Genomic DNA, 25,047 nt, shown 5'->3' on the forward strand with positions numbered 1-25,047 from the left:
CATGAGCCTCCTGCAAGTCAGCAATCTGATCGTCGAGTTCCCGCATCGGCGCGGCACGCTGCGCGCCATCGACGACATCTCGTTCGAGATCGAGCCCGGCGAGATCCTCGGCGTGGTCGGCGAGTCCGGCGCCGGCAAGTCGCTCACCGGTGCGGCGATCATCGGCCTGCTCGAACCGCCGGGCCGCATCGCGGGCGGTGAGATCCGGCTCGAAGGCCAGCGCATCGACAACCTCGGGCACGAGGCCATGCGCCACATCCGAGGCCGCCGCATCGGTGCGATCTTCCAGGACCCGCTGACCTCGCTCAACCCGCTCTACACCGTCGGCCGGCAGTTGATCGAAACCATCCGCACGCACCTTCCGGTGAGCGAGAGCGAGGCACGGCAACGCGCCATCGGCCTCCTCACGGACACCGGCATTTCGGCCGCCGAGCAGCGCCTCGACCACTTCCCCCACCAGTTCTCCGGCGGCATGCGCCAGCGCGTCGTGATCGCGCTCGCGCTGGCGGCCGAGCCGAAGCTGATCGTGGCCGACGAGCCGACCACCGCGCTCGACGTGTCGATCCAGGCGCAGATCATCGAGCTGCTCAAATCCATCTGCAAGGAGCGTGGCGCGGCCGTGATGCTGATCACCCACGACATGGGCGTGATCGCCGAAACCTGCGACCGCGTGGCGGTGATGTATGCCGGTCGCGTGGCCGAGATCGGACCCGTGCACGAGGTGATCCATCAGCCTGCGCATCCCTACACCGCCGGGCTGATGGCCTCCATTCCCGACATGGAGATGGACCGCGACCGCCTCAACCAGATCGACGGCGCGATGCCGCGCCTGAATGCCATTCCGCGCGGCTGCGCCTACAACCCACGCTGCCCGCGCAGCTTCGACCGCTGCATGGTCGAGCGGCCGGACCTCATGAACGCGGGCGCCACTCACGCCGCCTGCTGGCTGCACGCCACGCCCGGCGCCTCGCCGCCACACGGAGCTGCGGCATGAACGCGCTCGTGCAGGCCCATGACCTGGCCAAGAGCTTCGACGTCTCGCCGCCCTGGCTCAACCGCGTGCTCGAACGCAAGCCGCGCGTGCTGCTGCAGGCGGTCGACGGCGTCAGCTTCTCGATCGAGCGCGGCAAGACGCTCGCGCTCGTGGGCGAGTCCGGCTGCGGCAAGAGCACCGTGGCGCGCCTCCTGGTCGGCCTGTACGAGCCCAGCCGCGGCGGCATGCAGTTCGACGGCCAGGATGCCCATGCGGCCTTCAAGACGCCCGAGGGCCGCAAGCTGCGCCGGCGCATCCAGATGATCTTCCAGGATCCGTATGCGAGCCTCAATCCGCGCTGGATCGTCGAGGACATCATCGGCGAGCCCTTGCGCGAGCACGGCATCCTGAAGGAAGGACCGGCTCTCAAGGCACGCGTCGGCGAGCTGCTGCAATCGGTGGGGCTGAGTCCGCTGGACATGGTGAAGTACCCGCACCAGTTCTCCGGCGGCCAGCGCCAGCGCATCTCGATCGCACGTGCGCTGGCGACCCAGCCCGAGTTCCTGGTGTGCGACGAACCGACCTCGGCGCTGGACGTGAGCGTGCAGGCGCAGGTGCTCAACATCATGAAGGACCTGCAGCGCGCGCAGGGCCTGACCTACCTCTTCATCTCGCACAACCTGGCCGTGGTGCGCCACGTGGCCGATCAGGTCGGGGTGATGTACCTGGGCCGGCTGGTCGAAGTGGCCGACAAGCGCAAGCTCTTCGCGACGCCGCAGCATCCCTACACGCGCATGCTGCTCGATGCGATCCCGAAGATGAAGCACACGGGAGAAAAGCGCACGCCGGTGCAGGGCGAGGTGCCGAATCCGCTGAATCCGCCGACGGGCTGCACCTTCCATCCGCGCTGCCCGCATGCCAACGCGCGCTGCAAGGCCGAGCGGCCTTCGCTTCAGATGCTGCGCGGCGTGCAGGTGGCGTGCCACGCGGTGGAAGAGGATCGGATCTGACCCGGCCGTTGACGGGGCCTACTGTTCTTCTCCCCACGCGAAGCCGTCGCGGGCGATCATCGCGCTCGATGCACTCGGACCCCAGGTGCCCGCCGCGTAAGGCCGCGGCACACCGTCCGAGGCCCAGCTGTCGATCAGCGGCTCGACCCAGCGCCATGCCTCTTCCTGTTCGTCGCTGCGAACGAACAGGTTCAGCCGGCCGTCGATGACATCGAGCAGCAGCCGCTCGTAGGCGCCCACGCGCTCGGCGCCGAAGCGCTTGTCGAAGTCGAGGTCGAGCTGCACCGGCGCCAGCTGCGCCCCCGCGTGCCGGTTGCCGTTGCGCTGCCGGTTGTCCTGCGCCTGCGCGAGCATGTGCAGTTCGAGCCCGTCCTTGGGCTGCAGGTTGATCACCAGCTTGTTGACCGCCCCGCCCGCTGGTGCGCGGTAGATCGGATGCGGCGTCGGCCGGAAGTTGACCTCGATGCGCGCATCGCGCGAGCCCAGGCGCTTGCCGGTGCGGATGTAGAGCGGCACACCGGCCCAGCGCCAGTTGGCGATCTCGGTGCGCAGCGCAACGAAAGTCTCGGTGCGGCTTTCGGGGTCGACGCCCGGCTCGTCGCGATAGCCCTGCACGCGCTCGCCGTAGGCCGTGCCCGCCGCGTACTGGCCGCGGATCGCATGCAGGCCGATGGCTTCGGGGGTCCACGGCGCGAGGCAGCGCAGCACCTTGAGCTTCTCGTCGCGGATCGCATCGGCATGCGCGTTGATCGGCGGCTCCATGCCGATCGCGCAGACCAGCTGCAGCGCATGGTTCTGCACCATGTCGCGCAGTGCACCGGTCTGGTCGTAGAAGGCGCCGCGCTTTTCCACGCCGAGGTCTTCCGCAATGGTGATCTGGATGTTGGCGATGTACTCGCGGCGCCACATCGGCTCGAACAGCGCATTGCCGAAGCGCATCGCGAACAGGTTCTGCACCGAGGGCTTGCCGAGGTAGTGGTCGATGCGGAACACCTGCTGCTCCGAGAGCACCTTGCGCACTGCCTCGTTGATCGCGCGGTTCGACGCGAGGTCGTGGCCGAGCGGCTTTTCGAGCACGATGCGCGTGTGCGCGCCATTGAGGCCGGCCGCGGCGATCTGCTCGACCACCTGGGTGAAGAGGGCGGGCGCGGTGGCCACGTACATCACCACCGTATCGGCATTGCGCGTCTTCAGCGACTCGGCGAGCCGCGCGTAGTCGGCGGGTTTGGACAAGTCCAGGCGCAGGAAGTGCAGCATCGCCGCGAACTTCTTGAACTCCTCGGGCGTCGGCCGCTTGGCGCCTTCGACCGCTTCGAAGCGCGATTGGATCAGCTCGCGGTAGGCATCATCGGACAGATCGTCGCGCGCCACGCCGATGATGCGGCCGTTGTCCGGCAGGCTGCCATGGCGGAAGGCCTGGAACAGCGCCGGCATCAGCTTGCGCCACGCCAGATCGCCGGTGCCGCCGAAAAGGACGAGATCGAAACTCATGGATACATCCGTGTTGTTGAGAGAGATCGCGAAGCACGATGCTTGCCACCGAATGGTACTTGTACCAATCCCGCGCCGGGATCGTCGCGCTAAGCTGCATGCAGGCCCGCGGGGCCTTTTTTGTTTCATGAGCGAGGTCATCACATGAAGAAGCTGTTCGTCCTGGCGGCCCTGGCTGGCCTCTCGGCCGCCGCGTCGGCGCAGACCGTCAACGTCATCTGCTCGGTGCAGGCCGACTGGTGCAACATGATCGCTACCGTCTATGCGAAGACCACCGGCGTCAAGCTCAACATCGCGCTGAAGGGTTCGGGCGAGGCGCTCGCGCAGTTGATCGCCGAGAAGGAAAACCCCAAGACCGACGTCTGGTTCGGCGGCACCGGCGATCCGCATCTGCAGGCCGCCGAGCTCGGCCTCACGATCGAATACAAGTCGCCCACGCTGACGCAGCTGTACCCGTGGGCGCAGCAGCAGGCGCAGCAGTCGGGCTACAGGACCGTCGGCATCTACTCCGGACCGCTGGGCTTCGGCTACAACACCGAGCTGATCAAGAAAAAGAAGATGGACATTCCGCGCAGCTGGGCCGACCTGCTCAAGCCCGAATACAAGGGCGACATCCAGGTTGCCAACCCGGCATCGAGCGGCACCGCCTACACCATGATCGCGACACTGGTGCAATTGATGGGGGAGGACAAGGCCTTCGACTACCTCAAGGGCCTGCACAAGAACGTCAGCCAGTACACGCGCTCGGGCACCGGCCCGATCAAGGCGGTGGCACGCGGTGAGACGGCGGTGTCGATCAGCTTCATCCACGATGCGCCGCAGGAAAAGATGCAGGGCTTCCCGGTCGAGACCACCACCCCCTCCGAGGGCACCGGCGCCGAGATCGGCTCCATGAGCATCGTCAAGGGCGCACGCAATCTCGAGCAGGCCAAGAAGTTCTACGAATGGGCGCTCACGCCGCAGGCCCAGACCTTCGGCGCCGCGTCCAAGCAATACCAGCTGCCGTCGAACAAGGCCACGCCGGTGGACCCGAACGTGCCGGACTTCAAGAAGATCAAGATGATCAACTACGACTACAAGAAGTACGGCGAGAGCAACGAGCGCCGGCGCCTGATCGCGCGCTGGGAGAAGGACGTCAACTCGCTGCCGCACTAGCGTGCCGATCGCTTCGGGAGGACAACGGCGGCCCAACGCGTCCATCTGGGCGTGCATCGCGGCCGGGCTCGTCGGCTACGTCGCGCTGCCCTGGTATGCGATCCAGGACACCGCCTGGTACGAAGCCCTGCCGCAGGTCTTCGGCCAGGCCGAGGGTGCCGACGGCGTCATGCAGGCGTTGCAGCAGGGGCGCAGCTGGCTCTTCGTCGGCCTGTTCGGCCTCGCACTGTGCGTGCTCGGCGGCTTGCTGCGCCCGGGACGCGCGCAGGGCCGGTGGCTGTTGGCCGGCGGCGCGATCGGCGCCATCGGCCTCGCGCTCAGCGGCTTCACGATCGGTGCGCGCGGCTGGAGCTTCGCATGGCTCAACAGCGCTTTCGGCGAGCTCGCGGGCAACCAGTTCGGCATCGGTGCGGGCGGCTTCGTCGCGCTCGCGGCGCTGATCCTGCTCGCGGCCTTCGGGCTCGCGCGGCTCGGCTTCTTCAAAGGCGACCTGTTCGTCTCGGCCGCGGTGATCGGCTGCGGCGTGCTGATGGCGCTCTTCATCGCCTATCCCGTGAGCAAGGCGCTCGCGGGCGCCTTTCTCAATGAAGACGGGCACGCGTCGCTGAATGCCTTCTGGGCCCGCATCGGCACCGACCGGGTCTGGGGTCTCGAGTGCCTGGGCGGTGGCGTGCGCTGCGGCGTCGCCTGGAACACGCTGGCGCTGGCCCTGATCACGGCCACCGGCACCACCTTCCTCGGCACCCTGATGGCGCTGATGGCCGAGCGCGGCGGCAAGCGCTGGCAAGGACCGCTCAAGGTGCTCGCGCTGCTGCCGATCATCACGCCGCCCTTCGTCGTCGGGCTGGGCCTGATCCTGCTGTTCGGGCGTGCGGGCGTCGTCAACCAGCTGCTCGAAAGCAGCTTCGGCATCGAGCCCACGCGCTGGTTCTACGGCATGCCGGGCATCCTCGTCGCGCAGCTGTTCGCATTCACGCCGATCGCGTTCATGATCATGCGCGGCGTGGTGCAGGGCGTGGCGCCGAGCCTCGAAGAGGCCGCGCAGATGCTGCGTGCGAGCCGGTGGCGCACCTTCGTCACCATCACGCTGCCGCTGCTCAAGCCGGGCCTGGCCAATGCCTTCCTGGTCGGCTTCATCGAAAGCATCGCGGACTTCGGCAATCCCGTGGTGGTGGGCGGCCAGTTCAATGTGCTGTCGACCGACATCTTCTTCGCGATCGTCGGTGCGCAGTACGACCAGGGCCGCGCCGCATCGCTGGCCTGGGTGCTCACGATCTTCGCGCTCGGCGTGTTCGCGCTGCAACGCTGGGTGCTGGGCAAGCAGAACTACACCACGGTAAGTGGCAAGGGCGATGCCGGCATCGCGATGCCGCTGCCGAACGGCGTGCGCCGCACCATCTACTGCATCGCGCTGCCGTGGGTCGCATTCACGGTGGTGGTGTACCTGTTCGCGTTCGCGGGCGGCTTCGTGCGCACCTGGGGCCGCGACTACACCTTCACGCTCGATCATTTCCACAACGCCTTCGCGCTCGAATGGGGCAAGTTCGGGCTGGTGTGGGCCGGCACGGCGTGGAATTCGCTGATCACCACCGTCAAGCTCGCGGCCATCTCGGCGCCGATCACCGCCGGCCTCGGTCTGCTGATCGCGTGGCTGCTGGCGCGCAACGAATTCAAGGGGCAGGGCGCCTTCGAGTTCGCGGCGCTGCTGGCCTTCGCGATTCCGGGCACGGTGCTCGGCGTGAGCTACATCCTGGCCTTCAACGTGCCGCCGCTGGAACTGACGGGCACCGGCCTGATCATCGTGCTGTGCTTCATGTTCCGCAATCTGCCGGTCGGCGTGCGCGCGGGCACGGCGGCCTTCAAGCAGCTCGACCGCTCGCTCGACGAGGCCTCGCTGATGCTGCGCGCCTCGACCTCGCAGACCTTGTTCAAGGTGGTGCTGCCGCTCCTGAAGCCGGCGCTGGTCGCCGCGCTGATCTACAGCTTCGTGCGCGCGATGACGACCGTCAGCGCCGTGATCTTCCTGGTCACGGCCGAGAACGAGCTCGCGACCACCTACATCATCGGCCGCGTCGGCAACGGCGACTACGGCCTGGCGCTGGCCTACTGCACGGTGCTGATGATCCTGATGTCGCTCGCGATCGCGGGGGTGCAATTCGTGGTCGGCGAGCGCAAGCTCGGACGCCGCAAGGCCGCCGGTCCGGCCCTCGTGGTGCCGGCCCACTGAACACACGGAAGAAACAATGAGCAACGGCATCGAGTTCCGCAACGTCACCAAGCGCTACGGCAGCGACGCGAGTGCGCCGCTGGCGGTCAAGGGCATCAGCTTCGAGGTGCCGGCCGGTACGCTGACCACCATCCTCGGCCCCTCGGGCTGCGGCAAGACGACCACGCTGCGCATGATCGCCGGCCTCGAGTCGCCGACCTCGGGCTCGATCCTCATGGGCGGGCGCGACGTCACCACGCTGGGCCCGGCCGAGCGCAACGTGAGCATGATGTTCCAGAGCTACGCGCTGTTCCCGCACATGAACGTGATCGAGAACGTGAGCTACGGCCTGCGCATGAGCGGCGTGCGCAAGGACGCGGCCGCGGCGCGCGCGCGCGATGCGCTCAGGGGCGTCGGGCTGGTCGGCTTCGACGCGCGTTTGCCGAGCGAGCTCTCCGGCGGCCAGCAGCAGCGCGTGGCCCTGGCCCGCGCACTGGTGCTGGAGCCGGCCGTGCTGCTGTTCGACGAGCCCCTGTCGAACCTCGATGCCCGGCTGCGGCGCGAGATGCGCGAGGAGATCCGCGCGCTGCAGCAGCGTTTGCAGCTCACGGTCGCCTACGTCACGCACGACCAGAGCGAGGCGCTGGCCGTCAGCGACCAGATCATCGTGATGGACCACGGCGTGATCGCGCAGCGCGGCACGCCCGAACAGCTCTATGGCCACCCCGAGAGCGAGTTCGTCGCCGGCTTCATGGGCGAGGCGATGGTGTTCCCCGCGGTGGCGCAGCCCGAGGGCCGCGTCGAGCTCGGCCCGCTCACGCTGCCTGCGCGCTACGACATCGCGCCGGGCGTGGTCAAGGTGGCAGTGCGCCCCGAGGCCTGGCAGATCGGTGCCGCGATCGGCCTGCCGGCCACCTTGCGCAAGGCGGCCTACCTGGGCAGTTTCCACGAATACGTGTTCGACACCGCATTGGGCGCCGTGTTCGTGGTCTCGGCCGACCTGTCGAGACCGCTCGCGGCCGGCGCGCAGACGACGCTGTCGCTCGCCAACCATGGCGTGTCGGTGGTGCCGGTCGCGGCGGACGTGCCTGCGGTATCCGGCGCATGAACATCGTCTTCGACCTGGGTGCCGTGCTCCTGACCTGGGAGCCGGTGCCGCTGGTGCAGACGCAGTTCGCGCACCTCGCGCCGACGGCGGAAGCCGCGCACGCGCTGGCACGGCAGATGTTCCACCACGAGGACTGGCTGGGCTTCGACCGCGGCACGCACAGCCTGGACGATGCGATCGGCCGCATGGCGCTGCGCCTTTCGCTGCCGGTCGATCGGCTCGAAGCGGCGCTCGCGCCGATGGGCGAGCGGCTGGAGCCGATCGCCCCCACGCTCGAGTTGCTGGACCAGCTGCGCGCGCGCCGCGACGCGGGCGAGGACCTGCGGCTGTACTACCTGTCGAACATGCCCTCGCCCTACGCGCGCGTGCTCGAAGTGCGCCATGCCTTCTTTCGCTGGTTCGACGGCGGGATCTTCTCGGGCGACGTGAAGATGATCAAGCCGCAGCCCGAGATCTACACGCTGCTGGCCACGCGCTACCGGCTGGCCGCCGAACAGACCGTCTTCATCGACGACTCGCTGCCCAACGTCGTCGCTGCACGCGAGATGGGATGGCACGCCATCCATTGCGAGACGCCGAGCGCCGTGCCGGCGCAGCTCGCGGCCTACCTGCCGGTGCGCTCGACCTGATCGACGTCGAAACCGAGCGTGCGCGCATAGTCGAGTTCGGCTTCGAGTGCCGCATCGTCGAGGCGCGGCGCGCGCGACAGCACCCACAGGTACTTGCGATTCGGCGTGCCCACCAGCGCCACCTGGTACGCGCGATCGAGCTTCAGGATCCAGTAGTCGCCCCACACCGCCGGCAGCCAGCCCAGCCATTCGGGCGCGAAGCGCACTTCGAGCCGCCCCGCGCCGGGCTGGCCCGCGACCGGCACCACGCGCGCCGAACCGATCGACTCATCGAAGCTGCCGTCCGGCAGGATGCAGCGGTTGCGCACCTCGACCGTGCCGTCCGGCATCGGCGTGTACTCGGCGCTGACCGGGCCGGCGCATTGCTTCTGGAAACGGTTCGGCAAGCGTGCCTGTTCATGCCACAGGCCCGCGTAGCGATGGAGGTCGACCGGCGCCACCACCTGCAGCGGCGCGCGCATCAACGGTGCGCCGTCGGGCGGGCCGCCGATCCGGTCGGCGCGTGCCGTCCGGGCCGTGTGGAGTGCCAGCAGCGTCAACGCGCCGCCGACGCAGAAGGCCGTCGCCAGCGTACCGATCGACGCGCTGTAGGCGCGGTCGTCGAAGGCGGCTGGCGAGGGTGGCGTCCGGTGTTTGCGCAGGGGCATGGGGTTCTCCGAGGGACTGTCAAAGCGCCAACATAGGGCCGCCTCGCCGCGCATTTCGTCAGCCACGGACGACACGCCCTGTAGTGTTGCGGCGGGATAATGGCCGCATGAACCAACTCGACGCCCTCCGCCAATGGACCACCGTGGTGGCCGACACCGGTGATTTCCGCCAGCTCGCCCAGTTCAAGCCGCGAGACGCCACCACCAACCCTTCGCTCATCCTGAAGGCGGTGCAGAAAGCCGACTACCGGCCCCTGCTCGATGACGCCGTCAGGAAATACAAGGGATTGCCCATCGACGAGCTGATCGACCGGCTGCTGGTGCGCTTCGGCACCGAGATCCTGTCGATCATTCCGGGGCGCGTCTCGACCGAGGTCGATGCGCGGCTGAGCTTCGACACGGCGGCGACGATCCGGCGCGCCGACCGCATCGTGGCGCTGTACCGCGCCGAAGGCATCGACGTCGGCGAGCGCGTGCTGATCAAGGTGGCCTCCACCTGGGAAGGCATCGAGGCCGCGCGCCAGCTCGAACAGAAAGGCATCCACACCAATCTCACGCTGCTGTTCTCGTTCGCGCAGGCGGTGGCTTGCGGTGCCGCGAAAGTGCGGCTGATCTCGCCTTTCGTCGGCCGCATCTACGACTGGTACAAGAAGTCCGCCGGCAGCCAGTGGGACGAGGCCGCCAACGCGGGCGCCAACGACCCCGGCGTGAAATCGGTGCGCGAGATCTTCGGCTACTACAAGCAGCATGGCATCGCGACCGAGGTCATGGGCGCGAGCTTTCGCAACGTCGGCCAGATCGCGGCCCTGGCCGGTTGCGACCTGCTGACCATCAGCCCCGAATTGCTGGCGCAGCTGGCCGGCAGCGAGGCGCCGCTCGCCCATGCGCTCGATGCCGGCGCCGCGGGCGGGCGCGACATGCCGCTGCAGACGCTCGACGAGGCGGCGTTCCGCTTCGCCCTCAACGAGGATGCGATGGCCACCGAGAAGCTCGCCGAAGGCATTCGCGCCTTCGCGGCCGATGCGGTGAAGCTCGAGAAGCTGATGGAGGCGTCATGACCCGACCCCGCTGCGACCGCACCGCCGCCTGGAAGAAGCTGCAGGCGCACTACGACGCCCAGGGCCGCAGCTTCGATCTGCGGCAGGCCTTCGCGGCGGATGCAAAGCGCTGCGAAACCCTGAGCCAGTCCGCGCCGCACCTCTTCGCCGATCTGTCCAAGAACCTGCTCGATGCGCAGACCGAAGCGCTGCTCTTCGCGCTCGCGCGCGAAACCGAGCTCGAGGCGCATCGCGCCGCCATGTTTGCCGGCCGGCACATCAACACCACCGAAGACCGGGCCGTGCTCCACACGCTGCTGCGCTGCCCGGCTTCGGCGCCGGTGCCCGCCGAGCTGGCCGGTGCGCTGCGCGACGTGCACACCACCCTCGATGCGATGCTCGCGTATGCCGAGACGGTGCGCTCCGACCACACGATCACCGACGTGGTCAACATCGGCATCGGCGGCTCCGACCTCGGGCCGCAGATGGCCGTGCTGGCGCTCGATGCGCATGTCGCGCCGGGCAAGCGCTTCCACTTCGTCTCGAATGTCGATGGGCATGAGCTGGCCGGCGTGCTGCGCGGCCTGGCGCCGGAACACACGCTGTTCCTGATCGCCTCGAAGACCTTCACCACTGCCGAGACCATGACCAATGCGCAGTCGGCCAGGCGCTGGTTCGAGCAGTCCGGCGGCGTCGACATCGCGCGCCACTTCGCCGCGCTCACCACCAACGTCGAGGCCGCGCGCGCCTTCGGCATCGAGACCACCTTCGGCTTCTGGGATTGGGTCGGCGGCCGCTATTCGCTGTGGTCGGCGATCGGGCTGCCGATCGCGCTGGCGATCGGCGCCGAAGGCTTTCGCAGCCTGCTCGCCGGCGCGCATGCGATGGACGAGCACTTCCGCACCGCGCCACTGGAACAGAACCTGCCGGTGCGCCTGGGCCTGCTCGATGTCTGGTATCGCAACTTCCATCGCTTCACGAGCCGCAGCATCGCGCCGTACCACAGTGCGCTCAAGCGGCTTCCGGCCTACCTTCAGCAACTCGAGATGGAAAGCAACGGCAAGCAGGTCGATGCCGGTGGCGAGCCGCTGTCCTTCGGCACTTCGCCCGTGCTGTGGGGCGAGCCCGGGACCAACGGCCAGCATGCGTATTTCCAGATGCTGCACCAGGGCACGGACGTGGTGCCGCTGGAGTTCATGGCGGTGCGCGATGCGGCGCACGAACTCGAAGGCCATCATCCCAAGCTGCTGGCCAATGCGATCGCGCAGGCCCAGGCGCTGATGGTGGGCAAGCACGACGACAACGGCGCGCGGAATTTTCCCGGCAACCGGCCGAGCACTTTCTTCGTGCTCGAGAAACTCACGCCCGAGACGCTGGGCGCCTTCATCGCGCTCTACGAGCACCGCGTGTTCACGAGCGGCGCAGTCTGGGGCATCAACAGCTTCGACCAGTGGGGCGTGGAACTCGGCAAGGTGCTGGCCAGGGACATCGAGCCGCGTCTTGCCTCCGGCGATCTGCAGGGGCTGGACGCCTCGACGGCGGGCCTGCTCCGGCGACTGAGCTAGCTGGATCGCGCGGCGTCCTGTTCCGCGATGCGCCGAGGACGCGCAGCGCCCGCGCTGCTACGAAGCGACCGCGGCCGTACGATTTGCCGCCTCGCGAAGAACGTCCGCGGCGATGTCCGTGTGGACCGCGCCCGACTTGAATGACTCGCTCGCGAGCACTTGGCGAATGAATGGAATGTTCGTCTTGACGCCACGAATCCGACTGCCTTCCAGCGCCGTGTCCAGCCGGGCGATGGCTTCATCCCGATTCCGGCCGCGCGCGATGATCTTCGCGATCATGGGGTCGTAGTGGGGCGTGACGCGGCATCCGGTGGCATAGCCCGTCTCCAGCCGCACACCTTCGGCGCTCGGAAACTCCAGCAGTTCGAGCAGCCCCGGAGAAGGGTAGAAGCGCACGGGATCCTCGGCATAGATGCGCGCCTGCACGGCATGCCCCTGGATCGCCACGGTATCGGGCAGGACTTCGCTCAAACGCTCGCCGGCCGCGAGTCGAATCTGCGACGTCACCAGATCGATGCCCGTGACCTCCTCGGTCACGGCATGCTCCACCTGCAGGCGCGTGTTGACCTCCAGAAAATTGAACTCGCCAGTCTGGGTGTCGTAGAGCGTTTCCACCGTGCCGATCACGTCATAACGCAGGGACCCCAGCACGGCCGCAATGCGCTCCGCGGCAGCGTCGAGCATGGCGCGCGGGATGTTCGGAGCACAGGCCTCTTCCACGACTTTCTGGTGGCGCCGCTGCACGGAGCAGTCACGCTCGAAGAGATGACGCACATGGCCATACCGATCGGCCAGGATCTGGAACTCGATGTGCCGGGGTCGCTGCACCAGCCGCTCCAGGTAGATGTCGACGCTGCCGAAGCTGCGGCTCGACAGGGAGCGTGCACCTTCCAGCGCCTTGGGCAGGTCGGCGGGGCTGTGCGCGGCGATCATGCCGATGCCGCCTCCGCCGCCGGCCGGCTTGATGAGGACCGGATAGCCCACGCGCTCGGCTTCTTTCAGATTGGCTGCCATGTCCGCGCCGAGGAGCTTCGAGCTGGCGCCCATGGGCAAGCCGTGGCTCGCCATCAGCTCGCGTGCGCGGGTCTTGTGGCCCATCGCGGCGAGCCACTTCGGACTGGGGCCGATGAAGGTGGCGCCGGCCGCCTCCACCTTTTCGGCGAAGGCCGCGTTCTCCGAAAGGAAACCGTATCCCGGGTGCAGGGCATCGGCACCGGAGCGACGCAGCACGTCGAGCAGACGGTCCTGATGAAGATAGCTTTCCGCCGCCGGCGCCGGACCGATCTCATGGCGCTCGTCGGCCGCCGCCAGATAGGGAAGATCACGATCGGCTTCGGAGTAGACCACCGCCGTGGGAATGCCGAGTTTCCGGCACGCGCGCAGCACCCGTGCCGCCACGGCACCACGATTGGCGACGAGGATCTTGTTGAACATCAGTTTGTCTCCAGCTTGCTTGCATGGGCCTCGTGGCTGGCCGGGTCGCTGGACGCCGCCATGCCGTAGACGATCTTCTGATCGAGCAGGTCGTCGATCTCCGTCTCGCTGAATCCCAGCTCGTCGGACAGGATCGAACGGGTGTCCTGCCCCAGGTCAGGACCGCTCTTCACGATGCGTCCCGGCGTGTCCGAAAGGCGCGGCACGATCCCCGGATGCACCAGCTCGCCGAGTTGAGGATGCGGGACGCGCGTCAGCATGCCGCGTGCGGCGAAATGCGGATCGGCAAAGATATCGGGCATCGTGTAGACACGCGACACGGGCACCTCCGCCGCCAGGAGCATTCTTTCGATATCGGGTCCGTCGTGCTGTCGTGTCCAGGCGGACACGACCTCGTTGCAATATGGAATATTGTTGCCGCGCGCACGGATGGAGCACAACAAGGGATCGTCCTTGAGCTCGGGCTGTCCCATCGTGAGAATCAGGCGCTCGAAGGTGGCGTCGCTGTTGGCGGCGATGAGCACATAGCCGCCGTCCCGCGTCGGGTACAGGCTGTTGGGCGCCATGTTCGGCAGGTTGGGTCCCACGCGCTGAGGGACGTAGCCGGTCGTCTCGAATGCCGGGACGTAGGCCTCCATCTGCGTGAATGCGGCTTCGTAGAGGGCTGCATCGACGACCTGCCCGCGGCCGGTCTTCTTGCGCGCCAGCAGCGCCGTGACGGCACCGAATGCGGCAAACACCGCCGTGAGGTAGTCGGTGGCGGCCACCGCCACGCGCGCGGGCGGCCGGTCCGGATCGCCGATGAGGTTGCGAACGCCGGCCATGGCCTCGCAGATGGCGCCGTAACCGGGCCGTTGGCTGTACGGTCCGGATTGGCCATATCCGGAGATGCGCACCATCACGAGTCCGGGGTTTTCCTTCGAGAGCTCTTCGTAGCCCAGGCCCAGCCGTTCCATCACGCCGGGCCGGTAGCTGTCGACCAGCAGATCGCATTTCAATGCAAGCTCGCGAACGAGTTGCCGGCCTTTGGGATGTTTCAGGTCGACGGAGATCGAACGCTTGTTGCGCAGGATCGTTGCGGCGTACAACGATATGTCGCCGGCATGCTTGCCCATGCTGCGCAGCGGGTCGCCGCCAGGGGGTTCGACCTTGATCACGTCGGCACCGAAATCCCCCAGCAGCCTGGCGCAGGCGGGGCCGGAGACGGTGGAGCAGAGCTCGAGGACGCGATAGCCCGACAACGGGCCGCTCTTGTCGGACGGTGCTTGGGTTGTCATGAGATTCCTTTCGCCAGCAGGCCGATCTCGCGCACGGTCGAGAGCATCGATTGGTATTCCTTCTCGTAGTACTCGGTCGCCTGGGCATGCGGAATGAACAGCGACTTGCTCTGATTGAGTTCGACGAGTCGCTTCCACGCGGTGGTCGCCACCATCTGGCGACAGACGTTTTCCCAGAAGGCGATCTGTTCCGGGGCAAGACCCTTGGGGCCGACAATTCCCAGCGCCGAATGGAAGCTCGTATCGACGCCGCTTTCGCGCCAGGTCGGGACGCCTGCGAAGGCGCCGCCCAGGCGAGTGTCCGAACTGACGGCGAGCAATCGGATCCTTCCTGCCTGCATCATGGCCAGCGCGTTGGGTGTCGTTGCGGCCACCATTTCGAGCTGTCCGCCCACGAGGGCCACGATCGAGTCCATCGACGACCTGAAGGGCGCCACGACCAGTTTGGACACATCGACGCCGCCTGCTTTCAGGGCCTTGGCGGTTCCGATGTGGATGTGGTTGCCGATGCTGGTGGCCACCGCCAGGCGTTGGCTGGCGGGATCGGCGCGCAGTGCAGCCAGGAGCGCCTGCAGATCCTTGAACGGTGAGTCGGCACGCACCGCGAGGATCAGGAATTCTTCCTGCAGCACCGCGATGGTCTGGAGGTCGCGGTGGGGGAGGATGTCCAGGTTCCCCGTGAGATAGCTGGCGATGTATCCGTGCGTGTTGATCGAAAGATAGTGCGGGTCTCTGGGATGCTGCATCAGCACATCGAAAGCGATCTTGCCGTTGGCGCCCGGCTTGTTGGACACCAGGAAGGGCTTGCCGGGCGCTGCGCCGCTTTGGTCGTAGTACTGCTTCATCGCGCGGCCGACCTGGTCCAGAGCACCGCCGGGGCCCGCAGGCACGACGAACTCCACGCCCGCATCGGGCTTCCAGGGCGCTGCCGCATGGGCCGGCCATTGCAGGGCGCCCAATGCGGCGACCCCCCATCCACCGAGCGCGCCACAAACGCGCCGGCGGCGCGGGTCGATCGGTGTTGCGGATCCTGCCTTGGCTTCTGAATCTTTCATGTCTCGCTCCACAGTGAATAAGTTTGAACAACGCGCCGGGTCTGGCATCAAGGACTGACGCCAGCCCGCAATTTCGGTCCGAGCTGGGTGCGCAGCCGACTTTGCGCGGCGTCGATGAATTGACACAGGTACGGACGCGTTTCCCGCGGGTCGATCAAGTCCTCCACCGCGAATGCCTCGGCCGTGCGGAAAGGAGAAGACAAGGCGCGCAATTCGGCTTCGATCTCGGCCTCGCGCGCTGCCGGATCGGGTGCGGCCTCGATCTCGCGCCGGTAGGCCGCCTTCACGCCACCTTCGATGGGCAAAGAGCCCCAGCTGGCCGAAGGCCATGCGATCTTGAAGTTGAGTCCGGCGCGATCGAACACGCTGCCGCCCGCGACCCCGAAGCACTTGCGCACCAGCACGGTGTAGATGGGAACCGTGGCCTTTGCCAGTGCATAGCGCTGTTGAATGCCGAAACGCATGATGGCTTCGGACTCGGAGTCGACGCCGATGAGCAGGCCAGGCACGTCGACAAAGAAGATCAGCGGAATGTTGAAGGAATCGCAGAGGCTGATGAAATGCGTCTGCTTGCGCGCCGTCTTGACATCCACGATGCCGCCCACCATCGGGTTGTTGGCAACGACGCCGACGACATGGCCATTCATGCGAGCGAGCGAGGTGATGACAGCGCGGCCGAATGTGGGCTGGATCTCGAACGCCGAGTCCTTGTCCACCACCATGCCGACCAGCTTGCGCATGTTGTAGGCCTGCCGCTCGGACCGCGGCACGATGCTCAGCAGCGCTTCTTCGCATCGATCGGGCTGGTCCGTGGGCGCGATCGAAGGTGGCAGCTCCCACACGTTCTGCGGCATGTAGGAGAGGAAGGTCCTGATCTGGCGCAGGCAGTCGTCCTCGCTGGCGGCCGCGTTGTCGATGGTGCCGGCCGTGTCCACGGCGATCTTCGCGCCGCCCAGGTCGTTCTTATGCAGCTTGACGCCGAATGCGCGCTCCACCACCGGTGGCCCTGCGGCGAAGATCTGGCTGGTGTCCCGCACCATGATCGACCAGTGGGCCATCAATGCGCGTCCTCCCGGACCCCCGGCCACCGACCCCATGATCGCGCTCACCACGGGAACCTCGCCGAGCAGGGAGGCGGAGCGCTCGAAGCCGTCCATGCCGTAACCCGGCCATACCGAGTAGCCTTTTCGCTTGACGGTGTTCACGGTACCTCCCGTACCGTCGACCAGGTTGACCAGCGGGATACGGTACTCGTGCGCCAGGTCTTCGACAAAGCCGCCTTGACCTCCTTTGCGGCGGTCGCTGCCGAAGCCGGTTCCCGCGCGGATGGTGTAGTCCTCGCCGCCGACCGCCACCGGGCGGCCATCGATGGCGCCAAGGCCCATGACATAGGGAGCCGGCTCGAAACTGGCGAGCGTTCCGTCCGCCGCATAGCTTGCTTTCCCGGCCAGCTTGCCCACTTCGCGGAACGACCTCTTGTCGAGCAGACGTTCGATGCGTTCGCGAACCGTCAGCTTTCCGGCGGCGTGGTGCTTTTCCACCGCAACGGTACCGCCGCAGTCCTCGGCCATCTGGCGACGGCGGTGGATTTCCTCGACTTCAGGTCTCCAGGTCATTTCTTGATCCTTCCATATCCGACAAAAACGAAACGAGCCGGTCCCTGCCGCAACAGGCGTGCTGCGGCAGCCGACAGGGTTTCAGCTGAATTCAGACCACCGGTGCAGGCGAGGCGGCGCGGCGACCGGCCATCGGGCGAGTGCTCAGGATGCTCACGGCTTCGGCGCCCGACTCCTCGACACGTTGTCGCTGCAATCGCACGAATTTTTCTGTATCGCCCCTGGCCAGGGCGTTGACGGCGCGCCGCCAGATGGCGGCCGATTGAAGGCGGCGTTCGCGACTGGCCAGGCCCAGCTTGGAATAGCGAAGGGTTTGCAGACTCAATCCCGCCAGCATCCGGGCCAGACGCTGGTTGCCGCACGAACGCACGCTGAAGATCGTGAGCCTGTAGCCGGTTTCGGCATACTCGCCGCGGTCATCCGGCTTGTTGGCCAGGTATTCGAGTCGGCCGACACCGACCTTGAGCATTTCGAGCAGTCCGGGATCGCGGCGCTCCGCGACCTTGCGCGCCACGATCTCGAGCAGGCCTGCCCGGATCTCGAAGATTTCCCGGATCTCGTCCGCCGTCAGTTCGGTGACGATCGCCCCGCGGCGCGCCAGAACAGTCACCAGCCCCTCGCGCTCCAGGACGCGAATGGCATCGCGCACCGGGCCGCGACTCACCTGGAACTTGGCAGACAGCTCGGCCTCGATGATGCGAGAGCCCGGCGGAAGGTCCCCGGAAATGATCTGGTCGCCGACGGCCAGTGCGATTTGTTCGGGCACGGTCAGCGTGAGTTGCTCCGAGTCCGCGAAGAGACGGAATGCCACCGCGCTCTCCCATGTCTTGAAGAATTCTTCCGACTTGTCGATGGCTTCGGGCGTCATGGTCGATCCAGTCTGATGGATGTGCTCATCAGTCGCGTTCGATGACGGCGAGCACGGCGCCTTCGGCAACGGCCTGTCCTTCGGATACCAGCAGCTTCCGAATGGTGCCGGCGAAGGGGGATTCGACAGGGATTTCCATCTTCATCGATTCGATGATGGCGATCGTGTCTCCCTCGGCAAGTCGCTGGCCCTGTGTCGCCAGGACTTTCCATACGGTCCCCGTGACCTCGCTCAGGACTTCGATTTCTTGGGTCAATGACGGCTCCTTTGAGATAGCCGTCATTGTGATTGTTAACAATCTTTGTGTCAATTGAACCTGCGAAGGCCGAGGACGAGTCGCACTGGTTTTCCGAGCAACCCCGTCGGGGGGCGCAAGGTCATACAAATCGACACACCTCCCGATATGATGCCCCGGGGTTTTCCCGTGGGACTATCGAGAGGAGTTGTTCATGAACTTTCAACAGGCCATCCAGACCTGCTTCAGCAAGTACGTCGACTTTTCAGGCCGTGCGTCGAGGCCCGAATATTGGTGGTTCGTGCTGGCCTACGTGGTGCTCGCCATCGTGTCCGGCTTCATTCATCACATCGTCTATGCGCTGGTGATCCTGGCCTTCCTGCTGCCGATGCTGGCGGCCGGCGCGCGCCGGCTGCACGACATCGGCAAGAGCGGCTGGTGGCTGCTGCTGGGACTGATCCCGCTCGTCGGCCTGGTGCTGCTCTACTTCATGGTGCAGCCGAGCCAGCCCGAATCGAACGCCTACGGCGCGCCGCCGGTGCCGACGCCGGTCTGACGGCCGCGCGGCGCAGACCGCGACGGTTGCTCAGGCGCCTGTGCCCACCAGCACCGGCGTGGCGCGATAGCGGTCCGGGAACACGCGCTTCAGGTTGTCGATCTTCGGCAGATCGTTGATCGCGATGTAAGGCTGGTCGGGGTTGTGCGCCAGGTAGTCCTGGTGGTAGCCCTCGGCCGGATAGAAGCCCTTGAGCGTTTCGACCGTGGTCGCGATCGGCTGGCCGAAGACTCGGGCCTTGTCGAGTTGCGCGATGTAGCTCCTGGCGATGCGCGCCTGATCGGCGTCGGCCGCGAAGATCGTCGAGCGGTATTGCGTGCCGCTGTCCGGACCCTGCCGGTTGAGTTCGGTCGGGTTGTGGGCGACCGAGAAATAGATCTGCAGCAGGCGGCCGTAGCTGACCTGCGTCGGGTCGTAGGTGATGCGCACGGACTCGGCATGGCCGGTGCGACCCGAGCCCACCATCTCGTATTTCGCCGTGCTGGCGTCTCCACCCGCGTAGCCGGACACAGCGCTGCTCACGCCCTTGACGTGCTGGAACACGCCCTGCACGCCCCAGAAGCAGCCACCCGCGATCACGGCGGTCTGCGACTTCGCGCCGGGCGCTGCCGCCAGGTCTTCGACAGGCGCGGGAATGACCACCGCCGGTTCCGCGGCGAAGGAAGGGATGGCATGCCAGATCGCCGCCGCGCCGAGCAGCGCGAGCGTGGCCAGCATCGGCCGCCGAGCCAGGGTGGCCAGCTGGCCGACGCGTTGCATGGTGGAGTGTTGCGGGGTGTTCATACGGGTTTTGCGTCCTTGTGTGCTTCTTCGAGGAGTTGCTGGATGACCTGCTCCGACTTCTGGTATTCGCCTTCGCCGAAGTGATGAAAACGGATCCGGCCCTTGGCGTCGATGAAGTAGTGTGCCGGCCAGTAGTTGTTGTTGAAGGCGCGCCAGATGGTGAAGTTGTTGTCGATCGCCACCGGGAACTGCACGTCGAGATCGCTGACCGCGCGCTTCACATTGTTGATGTTTTTCTCGTACGCGAACTCCGGCGCATGCACGCCGACCACGACGAGCCCCTGGTCTTTGTATTTGCGATTCCATTCGCGAACATGCGGCAATGCGTTCAGGCAGTTGACGCACGAGAAGGTCCAGAAGTCGACCAGCACCACCTTGCCACGCAGCGCTTGGGCGCTGAGCGGCGGCGAGTTGAGCCACTCGACGGCGCCCTCGAGCGGCGGCATCGTTCCTTCCGCCGGAAGCGGCGCGAGCGTTGTGTTGAACCGGCTCGCCTGCACCTTCATGAAACCGCCAGGTGCCGGCGGTTCCCGGAACGCTGCGGCCGACGCGCGCTCGGCTGGCTGCGGGCGCAGGCGCTCGAGCAGGCGCTTTTCGAGCGACGTTCCGCCGCCATCGGCCGAAAGCCGTGCGAGTGCACCGGTGTCGAGGCCGAGTGCGACGGCCGCCACACCTGCCAGCACGGCGACGCCCAGACCCCGGCGAAGCCATTCGCCGATGCCCAGCGAGCGCTTCATCGCGGCGAAGACGCGCCCGCCGAGCAGCAGCGCGAGGGCCAGCGAAGTGACGGCGCCGGCCGCATAGGTCAGCAGCAGCGAGGTCCGCACGCCGGGGCCTTCCAGTGCGGCGCCGGTCAGGATCAGTCCCAGCACCGGTCCGGCGCAGGGCGCCCACAGAAGACCGGTCGCAACGCCGAGCAAAAGAGAGGGGAGGACCGTATGCCCGGTCGATGCCGAGCGTCGGCTGGCCGTGTTGGAAAGCCGCGCACCAAGACTCACCAGCGGCGCCGTCAGGCGCTGCGCCAGGCGAGGCGCGATCAGCGCGACGCCCATGGCCGCCAGCAGTGCGATCGCCGCCATGCGGCCGTACCCGTTGGCCTCGACGGCCCAGTTCCCGGCGACGGCGGCGAGCGTGCCGACGCCCGCGAAGCTGAGTGCCATGCCCGCCAGCAGCGGCAGCCCGCTGCGGACGAAGGGTTCGCCGACGCGCGCGAACACGAAAGGAAGGACGGGCAGGATGCAGGGCGCAACGATCGTCAGCGCTCCGGCCAGATACGACAGGATGAAAAAGATCATGAGAGTCCTCCGACGGAGCCCGTCGACGACGGCTACTTCTTCATCTCGTCCTTGCCCATCGAGTCCTTCGACATGCTGTCTTTCGACATCGAGTCCTTGGCCATCGAGTCTTTCTTCATCATGCTGTTCTTGGCCATCGAGTCCTTCGCCATGGAATTCTTCTTCATGCCGTCCTTGCTCATTGAGTCCTTGGCCATGCCGTCGTCCTTCTTCATTTCGTCCGCGGCGAAGGCCGAGACGGAGCCGATGGCCATGCAGGCGGCCAGCAGGGTTGCGGTGAGCTTGTTCATTTCAGTGTCCTCAAAGAGTCTTGATTTCAAATGGCCCGTTCGGGAGAACACGGCCGCGAGCGTCAACGGCGCCGAGTCGTTCGACTCAACTGCCGCCGAACCAGTTGTAGCCCTGGTCTTCCCAATAGCCGCCAGGGTAGGTGTTGGTGACGAAGATCGCCTTGATGTGCTTCGGGTTCTTGTAGCCCAGCTTGGTCGGCATGCGCAGCTTCATCGGAAAGCCGTACTTCGGCGGCAGCGGCTGGCCGTCATAGGTCAGCGTGAGCAGCGTCTGCGGGTGCAGCGCCGTGGGCATGTCGATGCTGGTGTAGTAGTCGTCCGCGCACTTGAAGCCGACGTATTTCGCGCTCGTGTCGGCGCCGATGCGGCGCAGGAAATCGGCGAAGCGCACGCCGCCCCATTTGCCGATCGCGCTCCAGCCTTCGACGCAGATGTGCCGCGTGACCTGATCCTCCTGCGGCATCGCGCGCAACTCGGCCAGGGTCCAGCTGCGCTTGTCGGCGACCATGCCCGTGACTTCGAGCTTGTAGCCCGCTTCCTCGATCACGCGGACCTCGTCCTCGCCGTAGTAGGCATTGAACGGAAAGGGGCGCGTGATCATCGAGTCGGGGTAGGTCGGTGCCAGCCGGTTCGGATCGAAGATCCAGCCCTGCACCGTGTCGTTGAAGCGCGAGATGCGCGTGAGCGCCGCGTCGACTGTCTCGTTGTCGGTGATGCTGCAGCCGCTCAGCAACGACAGGCCGCCCATCGTCAGCGAGCGTTGCAGGAAGGCGCGGCGGGCCGGCTGGTCGACGCGGCGCGCGATCAGCTTGCGCGCTTCGGCCAGTGCGGCCTCGCTGTCCACGCCGGTGAGCGCGGGACGCTTGAAGAGCTTCATGCGGTGGTCCTCCCGGCGCGGCCGCTCAGCATCGCGAGCAGGGTGCGCGGCACCAGCGCCACCATGACGAGGTGCACGGCCACGAAGCCGACCAGCGCCGCCATCGCAACGAAGTGGATGCGGCGCGCGAAGTCGTAGCCGCCCAGCAGTTCGCGCAAGAGCGGAAACTGCACCGACTTCCACAGCACCAGGCCCGAAAGCACCAGCAGCGTGATGTCCAGCATCACGAACAGGTAGGCGACACGCTGGACGCTGTTGTAGCGGCGCGGGTCGGCATGCGAGAGCTGGCCTTTCAACGCCGCCATCGCGTCGTGCCAGATGCCGGCGATCGACAGTGGAAAGAACTTGCGCCAGAGTCGCCCGCTCACGAGGTTCAGAACCAGGTAGACAACGCCGTTCGCAACCAGCAGCCACATCGCCGCGAAATGCCATTGCAGGGCCCCCCCGAGCCAGCCGCCGAGCGTGATCGAGGCCGGGATCTCGAACGGAAAGAAAGGCGAGGCGTCGTAGATGCGCCAGCCGCTGGTGACCAGCACCAGCACCGCCAGGGCGTTGAGCCAATGGGCGATTCGCATCCAGGCCGGATGGATCGGCGTGAGGTCAGATGGGGTGTCGCTGCGGGTCATGGGGCGCATTGTTGGGCGCATCCGGTGGCCGTTTCATCACGAAGAGTTCAATTAATCGTGATAACTGCGCCGGCGATATCGCGGGACAATCCGTGCCATGGATCCCGTCAAACGCGTTCTGATCGTCGAGGACGATGCCCACATCGCGGAGCTGCTGCGCATGCACCTGCGCGACGAGGGCTACGCCGTCGAACATGCGGCCGACGGGCATGCGGGCCTGCGCGAGCTCGAGCGCGGCAACTGGGATGCGCTGATCCTCGACCTGATGCTGCCCGGCATCGACGGCCTCGAGATCTGCCGCCGTGCGCGCGCAATGACGCGCTACACGCCGATCATCATCACCAGCGCGCGCTCCAGCGAAGTGCACCGCATCCTGGGTCTGGAACTGGGCGCCGACGACTACCTGGCCAAGCCCTTCTCGGTGCTGGAGCTGGTGGCGCGCGTGCGGGCCTTGCTGCGCCGCACCGAGGCGATGGCGCGCAACGCGCGCATGGAGTCGGGCCGGCTCGACCTCGACGCGCTCTGCATCGACCCGGTTGCGCGGGAGGTGCAGGTCGAGGGCAAGCCCGTCGAGCTCACGCCGCGCGAATTCGACCTGCTCTATTTCTTCGCCCGGCATCCCGGCCGTGTGTTCTCGCGGCTCGATCTGCTCAACCAGGTCTGGGGCTACCAGCATGACGGCTACGAGCACACGGTGAACACGCACATCAACCGGCTGCGGCTCAAGGTCGAGACCGATCCGGCCGAGCCGCGCCGCATCCTCACGGTCTGGGGACGCGGCTACAAGCTGGCCGCGCCGGCGGGCAGCGAGGCGAGCCCATGAAGCTGCGCCCGGCTTCGTTGTCGCAACGCCTGTCCGTGGTGTTCGCGGTGCTGTTGCTGGCTTGCTGCGGCGCGTCGGCCTGGCTGCAGATGGCCGCCAGCGGCCGGCACGAACAGGAGGTGACGCAGCGCCTGTCCAGCGGCCTTGCGGCCCACATCGCCGGCAATTCGGAGCTGATGCAGCGCGGCGGCCTCAATGAGCCCGCGGTGCGCGACCTGTTCGACAAGCTGATGGCGGTGAACCCCAGCGTCGAGGTGTACCTGCTGGCGCCCGATGGCCGCATCGTGGCGCAGGCCGCGCCGCCCGGCCATCTCAAGCGCGAGCGCGTCGACGTGGCGCCGATACGGCGCCTGCTGGAAGGCGCTCCGCTGCCGATCGTGGGCGACGATCCGCGCGGAGACGGCGTGCGCAAGGTCTTCAGCGCGGCGCCGCTCCAGGTCGACGGGCACGATGCGGGCTATGTGTACGTGGTGCTGTCCGGCGAGGACCGCGACGCCGTGGTCGCGAACGTCGCGGCCGGCAGCGTGCTGCGCGCCACGCTCTGGTCGATCGCGCTGGTCGCGCTGCTGGGTTTGCTGGCGGGGTTGGCGGCCTTCCATCTGATCACGCGGCCCTTGCGCGCGCTGACCGCCGTGGTGCAGCGCTTCGAGAGCGAAGGCGTGGCCGCGCTCGAAGGCGCCGAGCCGGTGCTCGCGCAGGCGAGCCGCGGCGGCGACGAGATCGCCACGCTGGGCCAGGCCTTCGCGCAGATGACGCGGCGCATCGCCGAGCAATGGCGCGAGCTCCGCACGCAGGACCAGCAGCGCAGGGAATTGTTCGCCAACATCTCGCACGACCTGCGCACGCCGCTCACTTCGCTGCACGGCTATCTCGAGACCTTGCTGCTCAAGGCCGATTCGCTCGCCCCCGACGAGCGGCGCCGCTATCTCGAAATCGCGCTGGGCCAGAGCCGCAAGGTCGGGCGGCTGGCGCAGGAGCTGTTCGAACTCGCGCGCCTCGAGTACGGCGTGGTCAAGCCCGAGAAGGAAAGCTTCGCGCTGGCCGATCTCGTGCAGGACGTGTTCCAGAAATTCGAACTGGCGGCCGAAGCCAGGCAGCAGCGGCTGGTCGCCGACATCCCTTCGGGCCTGCCCGTCGTCACTGCCGACCTCGGCATGATCGAGCGCGTGCTGACCAATCTGCTCGACAACGCGATCCGTCACACGCCCGCGGGCGGCGAGATCGTGGTCGCGCTGCGCCAGGACAAGGGCGGCGTCGGCGTCGAGATCAGCGACACCGGCCCCGGCATCCCCGGCGAACTGCGCACCGGCCTTTTCACGCGACCGGTTTTTTCATCGACCGCCGAGCGCAGCGGCGGCCTCGGCCTGGTCATCGTGCAGAAGATCCTGCAGCTGCATGGCAGCCACATCCACCTGCTGCAGCGCGCCGACAAGGGCGCCGTCTTCTCCTTCGAGCTGCAATAAAAACCGCCGAAGCGACCCGATCTCCAAA

The 25,047-nt window shown here is 66.8% G+C and carries 24 protein-coding genes; 11 read left to right on the forward strand and 13 right to left on the reverse strand.

The genetic code is table 11. The features are described from left to right. Position 1: 1 nt before the first annotated feature. Together WDLP6_RS05200 and WDLP6_RS05205 are read left to right on the forward strand one after the other, a co-directional pair. Positions 2-994, forward strand: coding sequence for an ABC transporter ATP-binding protein (locus WDLP6_RS05200; protein WP_162591493.1), 993 nt, complete (start codon positions 2-4; stop codon positions 992-994). Then, the gene (locus tag WDLP6_RS05205) at positions 991-1,983 is read left to right on the forward strand and encodes an ABC transporter ATP-binding protein (protein WP_162591494.1); all 993 of its coding nucleotides are present in this window, start codon (positions 991-993) and stop codon (positions 1,981-1,983) included. The genes WDLP6_RS05200 and WDLP6_RS05205 overlap by 4 nt, the downstream gene beginning before the upstream one ends. Before the next feature lie 18 nt (positions 1,984-2,001). On the opposite strand, the gene zwf is transcribed toward WDLP6_RS05205, so the two are convergent. Next, a complete protein-coding gene (zwf, locus tag WDLP6_RS05210; protein WP_162591495.1) occupies positions 2,002-3,474 on the reverse strand; it encodes a glucose-6-phosphate dehydrogenase in 1,473 nt (490 codons plus the stop codon). 144 nt (positions 3,475-3,618) lie between these two features. Between zwf and WDLP6_RS05215 the strand changes: the two genes are divergently transcribed. From WDLP6_RS05215 to WDLP6_RS05230, 4 genes are read left to right on the forward strand one after another with little or no spacing between them, the layout of a single operon-like run. Then, positions 3,619-4,629, forward strand: coding sequence for an ABC transporter substrate-binding protein (locus tag WDLP6_RS05215; RefSeq protein WP_162591496.1), 1,011 nt, complete (start codon positions 3,619-3,621; stop codon positions 4,627-4,629). A gap of 1 nt (position 4,630) precedes the next feature. Then, complete coding sequence (locus WDLP6_RS05220; RefSeq protein ID WP_162591497.1) at positions 4,631-6,856, forward strand: ABC transporter permease; 2,226 nt, start codon at positions 4,631-4,633, stop codon at positions 6,854-6,856. Between the two features lie 16 nt (positions 6,857-6,872). Further along, the gene (locus WDLP6_RS05225) at positions 6,873-7,943 is read left to right on the forward strand and encodes an ABC transporter ATP-binding protein (RefSeq protein WP_162591498.1); all 1,071 of its coding nucleotides are present in this window, start codon (positions 6,873-6,875) and stop codon (positions 7,941-7,943) included. Then, positions 7,940-8,572 carry an HAD family hydrolase gene (locus WDLP6_RS05230; RefSeq protein ID WP_162591499.1) on the forward strand — a complete coding sequence of 211 codons (633 nt, stop codon included), beginning with the start codon at positions 7,940-7,942 and terminating at the stop codon, positions 8,570-8,572. The genes WDLP6_RS05225 and WDLP6_RS05230 overlap by 4 nt, the downstream gene beginning before the upstream one ends. Here WDLP6_RS05230 and WDLP6_RS05235 read toward each other — a convergent pair. Continuing rightward, positions 8,548-9,219, reverse strand: a complete 672-nt coding sequence (locus tag WDLP6_RS05235; protein ID WP_162591500.1) for a lipocalin family protein — start codon at positions 9,217-9,219, stop codon at positions 8,548-8,550. The genes WDLP6_RS05230 and WDLP6_RS05235 overlap by 25 nt on opposite strands. Positions 9,220-9,326: 107 nt before the next feature. Here WDLP6_RS05235 and tal point away from each other — a divergent pair, with 107 nt between their 5' ends. Both tal and pgi read left to right on the forward strand, forming a co-directional pair. Continuing rightward, entirely contained in the window at positions 9,327-10,277 is a 951-nt protein-coding gene (gene tal / locus WDLP6_RS05240) for a transaldolase (protein WP_162591501.1), read from the forward strand. Then, positions 10,274-11,821, forward strand: coding sequence for a glucose-6-phosphate isomerase (pgi, locus tag WDLP6_RS05245; RefSeq protein ID WP_162591502.1), 1,548 nt, complete (start codon positions 10,274-10,276; stop codon positions 11,819-11,821). The genes tal and pgi overlap by 4 nt, the downstream gene beginning before the upstream one ends. A 57-nt stretch (positions 11,822-11,878) precedes the next feature. Here the strand turns inward: pgi and WDLP6_RS05250 are convergent, their stop codons facing one another. The 6 genes from WDLP6_RS05250 to WDLP6_RS05275 form a co-directional block, all read right to left on the reverse strand. Next, a complete protein-coding gene (locus tag WDLP6_RS05250) occupies positions 11,879-13,255 on the reverse strand; it encodes an acetyl-CoA carboxylase biotin carboxylase subunit (protein ID WP_162591503.1) in 1,377 nt (458 codons plus the stop codon). After that, positions 13,255-14,532, reverse strand: coding sequence for a CaiB/BaiF CoA transferase family protein (locus WDLP6_RS05255; protein WP_162591504.1), 1,278 nt, complete (start codon positions 14,530-14,532; stop codon positions 13,255-13,257). Before WDLP6_RS05255 ends, WDLP6_RS05250 begins: the two co-directional genes overlap by 1 nt. Further along, entirely contained in the window at positions 14,529-15,635 is a 1,107-nt protein-coding gene (locus tag WDLP6_RS05260; protein WP_232077411.1) for a tripartite tricarboxylate transporter substrate binding protein, read from the reverse strand. The genes WDLP6_RS05255 and WDLP6_RS05260 overlap by 4 nt, the downstream gene beginning before the upstream one ends. Then, positions 15,635-17,203: an acyl-CoA carboxylase subunit beta gene (locus WDLP6_RS05265; protein WP_162591506.1), complete on the reverse strand. Its 1,569-nt coding sequence runs from the start codon at positions 17,201-17,203 to the stop codon at positions 15,635-15,637. The genes WDLP6_RS05260 and WDLP6_RS05265 overlap by 1 nt, the downstream gene beginning before the upstream one ends. 91 nt (positions 17,204-17,294) lie before the next feature. Continuing rightward, positions 17,295-18,071 (reverse strand): GntR family transcriptional regulator, encoded by a 777-nt coding sequence (locus WDLP6_RS05270; protein ID WP_162591507.1) that lies wholly within the window; start codon positions 18,069-18,071, stop codon positions 17,295-17,297. A gap of 28 nt (positions 18,072-18,099) precedes the next feature. Next, the gene (locus WDLP6_RS05275) at positions 18,100-18,327 is read right to left on the reverse strand and encodes a biotin/lipoyl-binding carrier protein (protein WP_232076965.1); all 228 of its coding nucleotides are present in this window, start codon (positions 18,325-18,327) and stop codon (positions 18,100-18,102) included. Between the two features lie 193 nt (positions 18,328-18,520). Between WDLP6_RS05275 and WDLP6_RS05280 the strand changes: the two genes are divergently transcribed. Further along, positions 18,521-18,862, forward strand: a complete 342-nt coding sequence (locus WDLP6_RS05280) for a DUF805 domain-containing protein (RefSeq protein WP_162591508.1) — start codon at positions 18,521-18,523, stop codon at positions 18,860-18,862. A 30-nt stretch (positions 18,863-18,892) separates the two neighbouring features. Here WDLP6_RS05280 and msrA read toward each other — a convergent pair whose 3' ends face one another. The 5 genes from msrA to WDLP6_RS05305 all read right to left on the reverse strand — a co-directional run bounded on the left by msrA (position 18,893) and on the right by WDLP6_RS05305 (position 22,733). Beyond that, positions 18,893-19,621 (reverse strand): peptide-methionine (S)-S-oxide reductase MsrA, encoded by a 729-nt coding sequence (gene msrA / locus WDLP6_RS05285; RefSeq protein ID WP_162594967.1) that lies wholly within the window; start codon positions 19,619-19,621, stop codon positions 18,893-18,895. A 20-nt stretch (positions 19,622-19,641) separates the two neighbouring features. Continuing rightward, complete coding sequence (locus WDLP6_RS05290) at positions 19,642-20,940, reverse strand: cytochrome c biogenesis protein DipZ (RefSeq protein ID WP_162591509.1); 1,299 nt, start codon at positions 20,938-20,940, stop codon at positions 19,642-19,644. A 32-nt stretch (positions 20,941-20,972) separates the two neighbouring features. Next, a complete protein-coding gene (locus WDLP6_RS05295) occupies positions 20,973-21,230 on the reverse strand; it encodes a pentapeptide MXKDX repeat protein (protein WP_162591510.1) in 258 nt (85 codons plus the stop codon). Between the two features lie 85 nt (positions 21,231-21,315). Next, positions 21,316-22,107 (reverse strand): molybdopterin-binding protein, encoded by a 792-nt coding sequence (locus WDLP6_RS05300; protein ID WP_162591511.1) that lies wholly within the window; start codon positions 22,105-22,107, stop codon positions 21,316-21,318. Then, complete coding sequence (locus tag WDLP6_RS05305) at positions 22,104-22,733, reverse strand: cytochrome b/b6 domain-containing protein (protein ID WP_232076966.1); 630 nt, start codon at positions 22,731-22,733, stop codon at positions 22,104-22,106. Before WDLP6_RS05305 ends, WDLP6_RS05300 begins: the two co-directional genes overlap by 4 nt. 97 nt (positions 22,734-22,830) lie before the next feature. Here WDLP6_RS05305 and WDLP6_RS05310 point away from each other — a divergent pair, with 97 nt between their 5' ends. Together WDLP6_RS05310 and WDLP6_RS05315 are read left to right on the forward strand one after the other, a co-directional pair. Further along, a complete protein-coding gene (locus WDLP6_RS05310) occupies positions 22,831-23,556 on the forward strand; it encodes a response regulator transcription factor (protein WP_162591513.1) in 726 nt (241 codons plus the stop codon). Continuing rightward, the gene (locus WDLP6_RS05315; RefSeq protein ID WP_162591514.1) at positions 23,553-25,019 is read left to right on the forward strand and encodes a sensor histidine kinase; all 1,467 of its coding nucleotides are present in this window, start codon (positions 23,553-23,555) and stop codon (positions 25,017-25,019) included. Before WDLP6_RS05310 ends, WDLP6_RS05315 begins: the two co-directional genes overlap by 4 nt. The last annotated feature ends 28 nt before the right edge of the window (positions 25,020-25,047 follow it).

This window comes from Variovorax sp. PBL-E5 (assembly GCF_901827185.1).
Lineage (GTDB): Bacteria > Pseudomonadota > Gammaproteobacteria > Burkholderiales > Burkholderiaceae_C > Variovorax.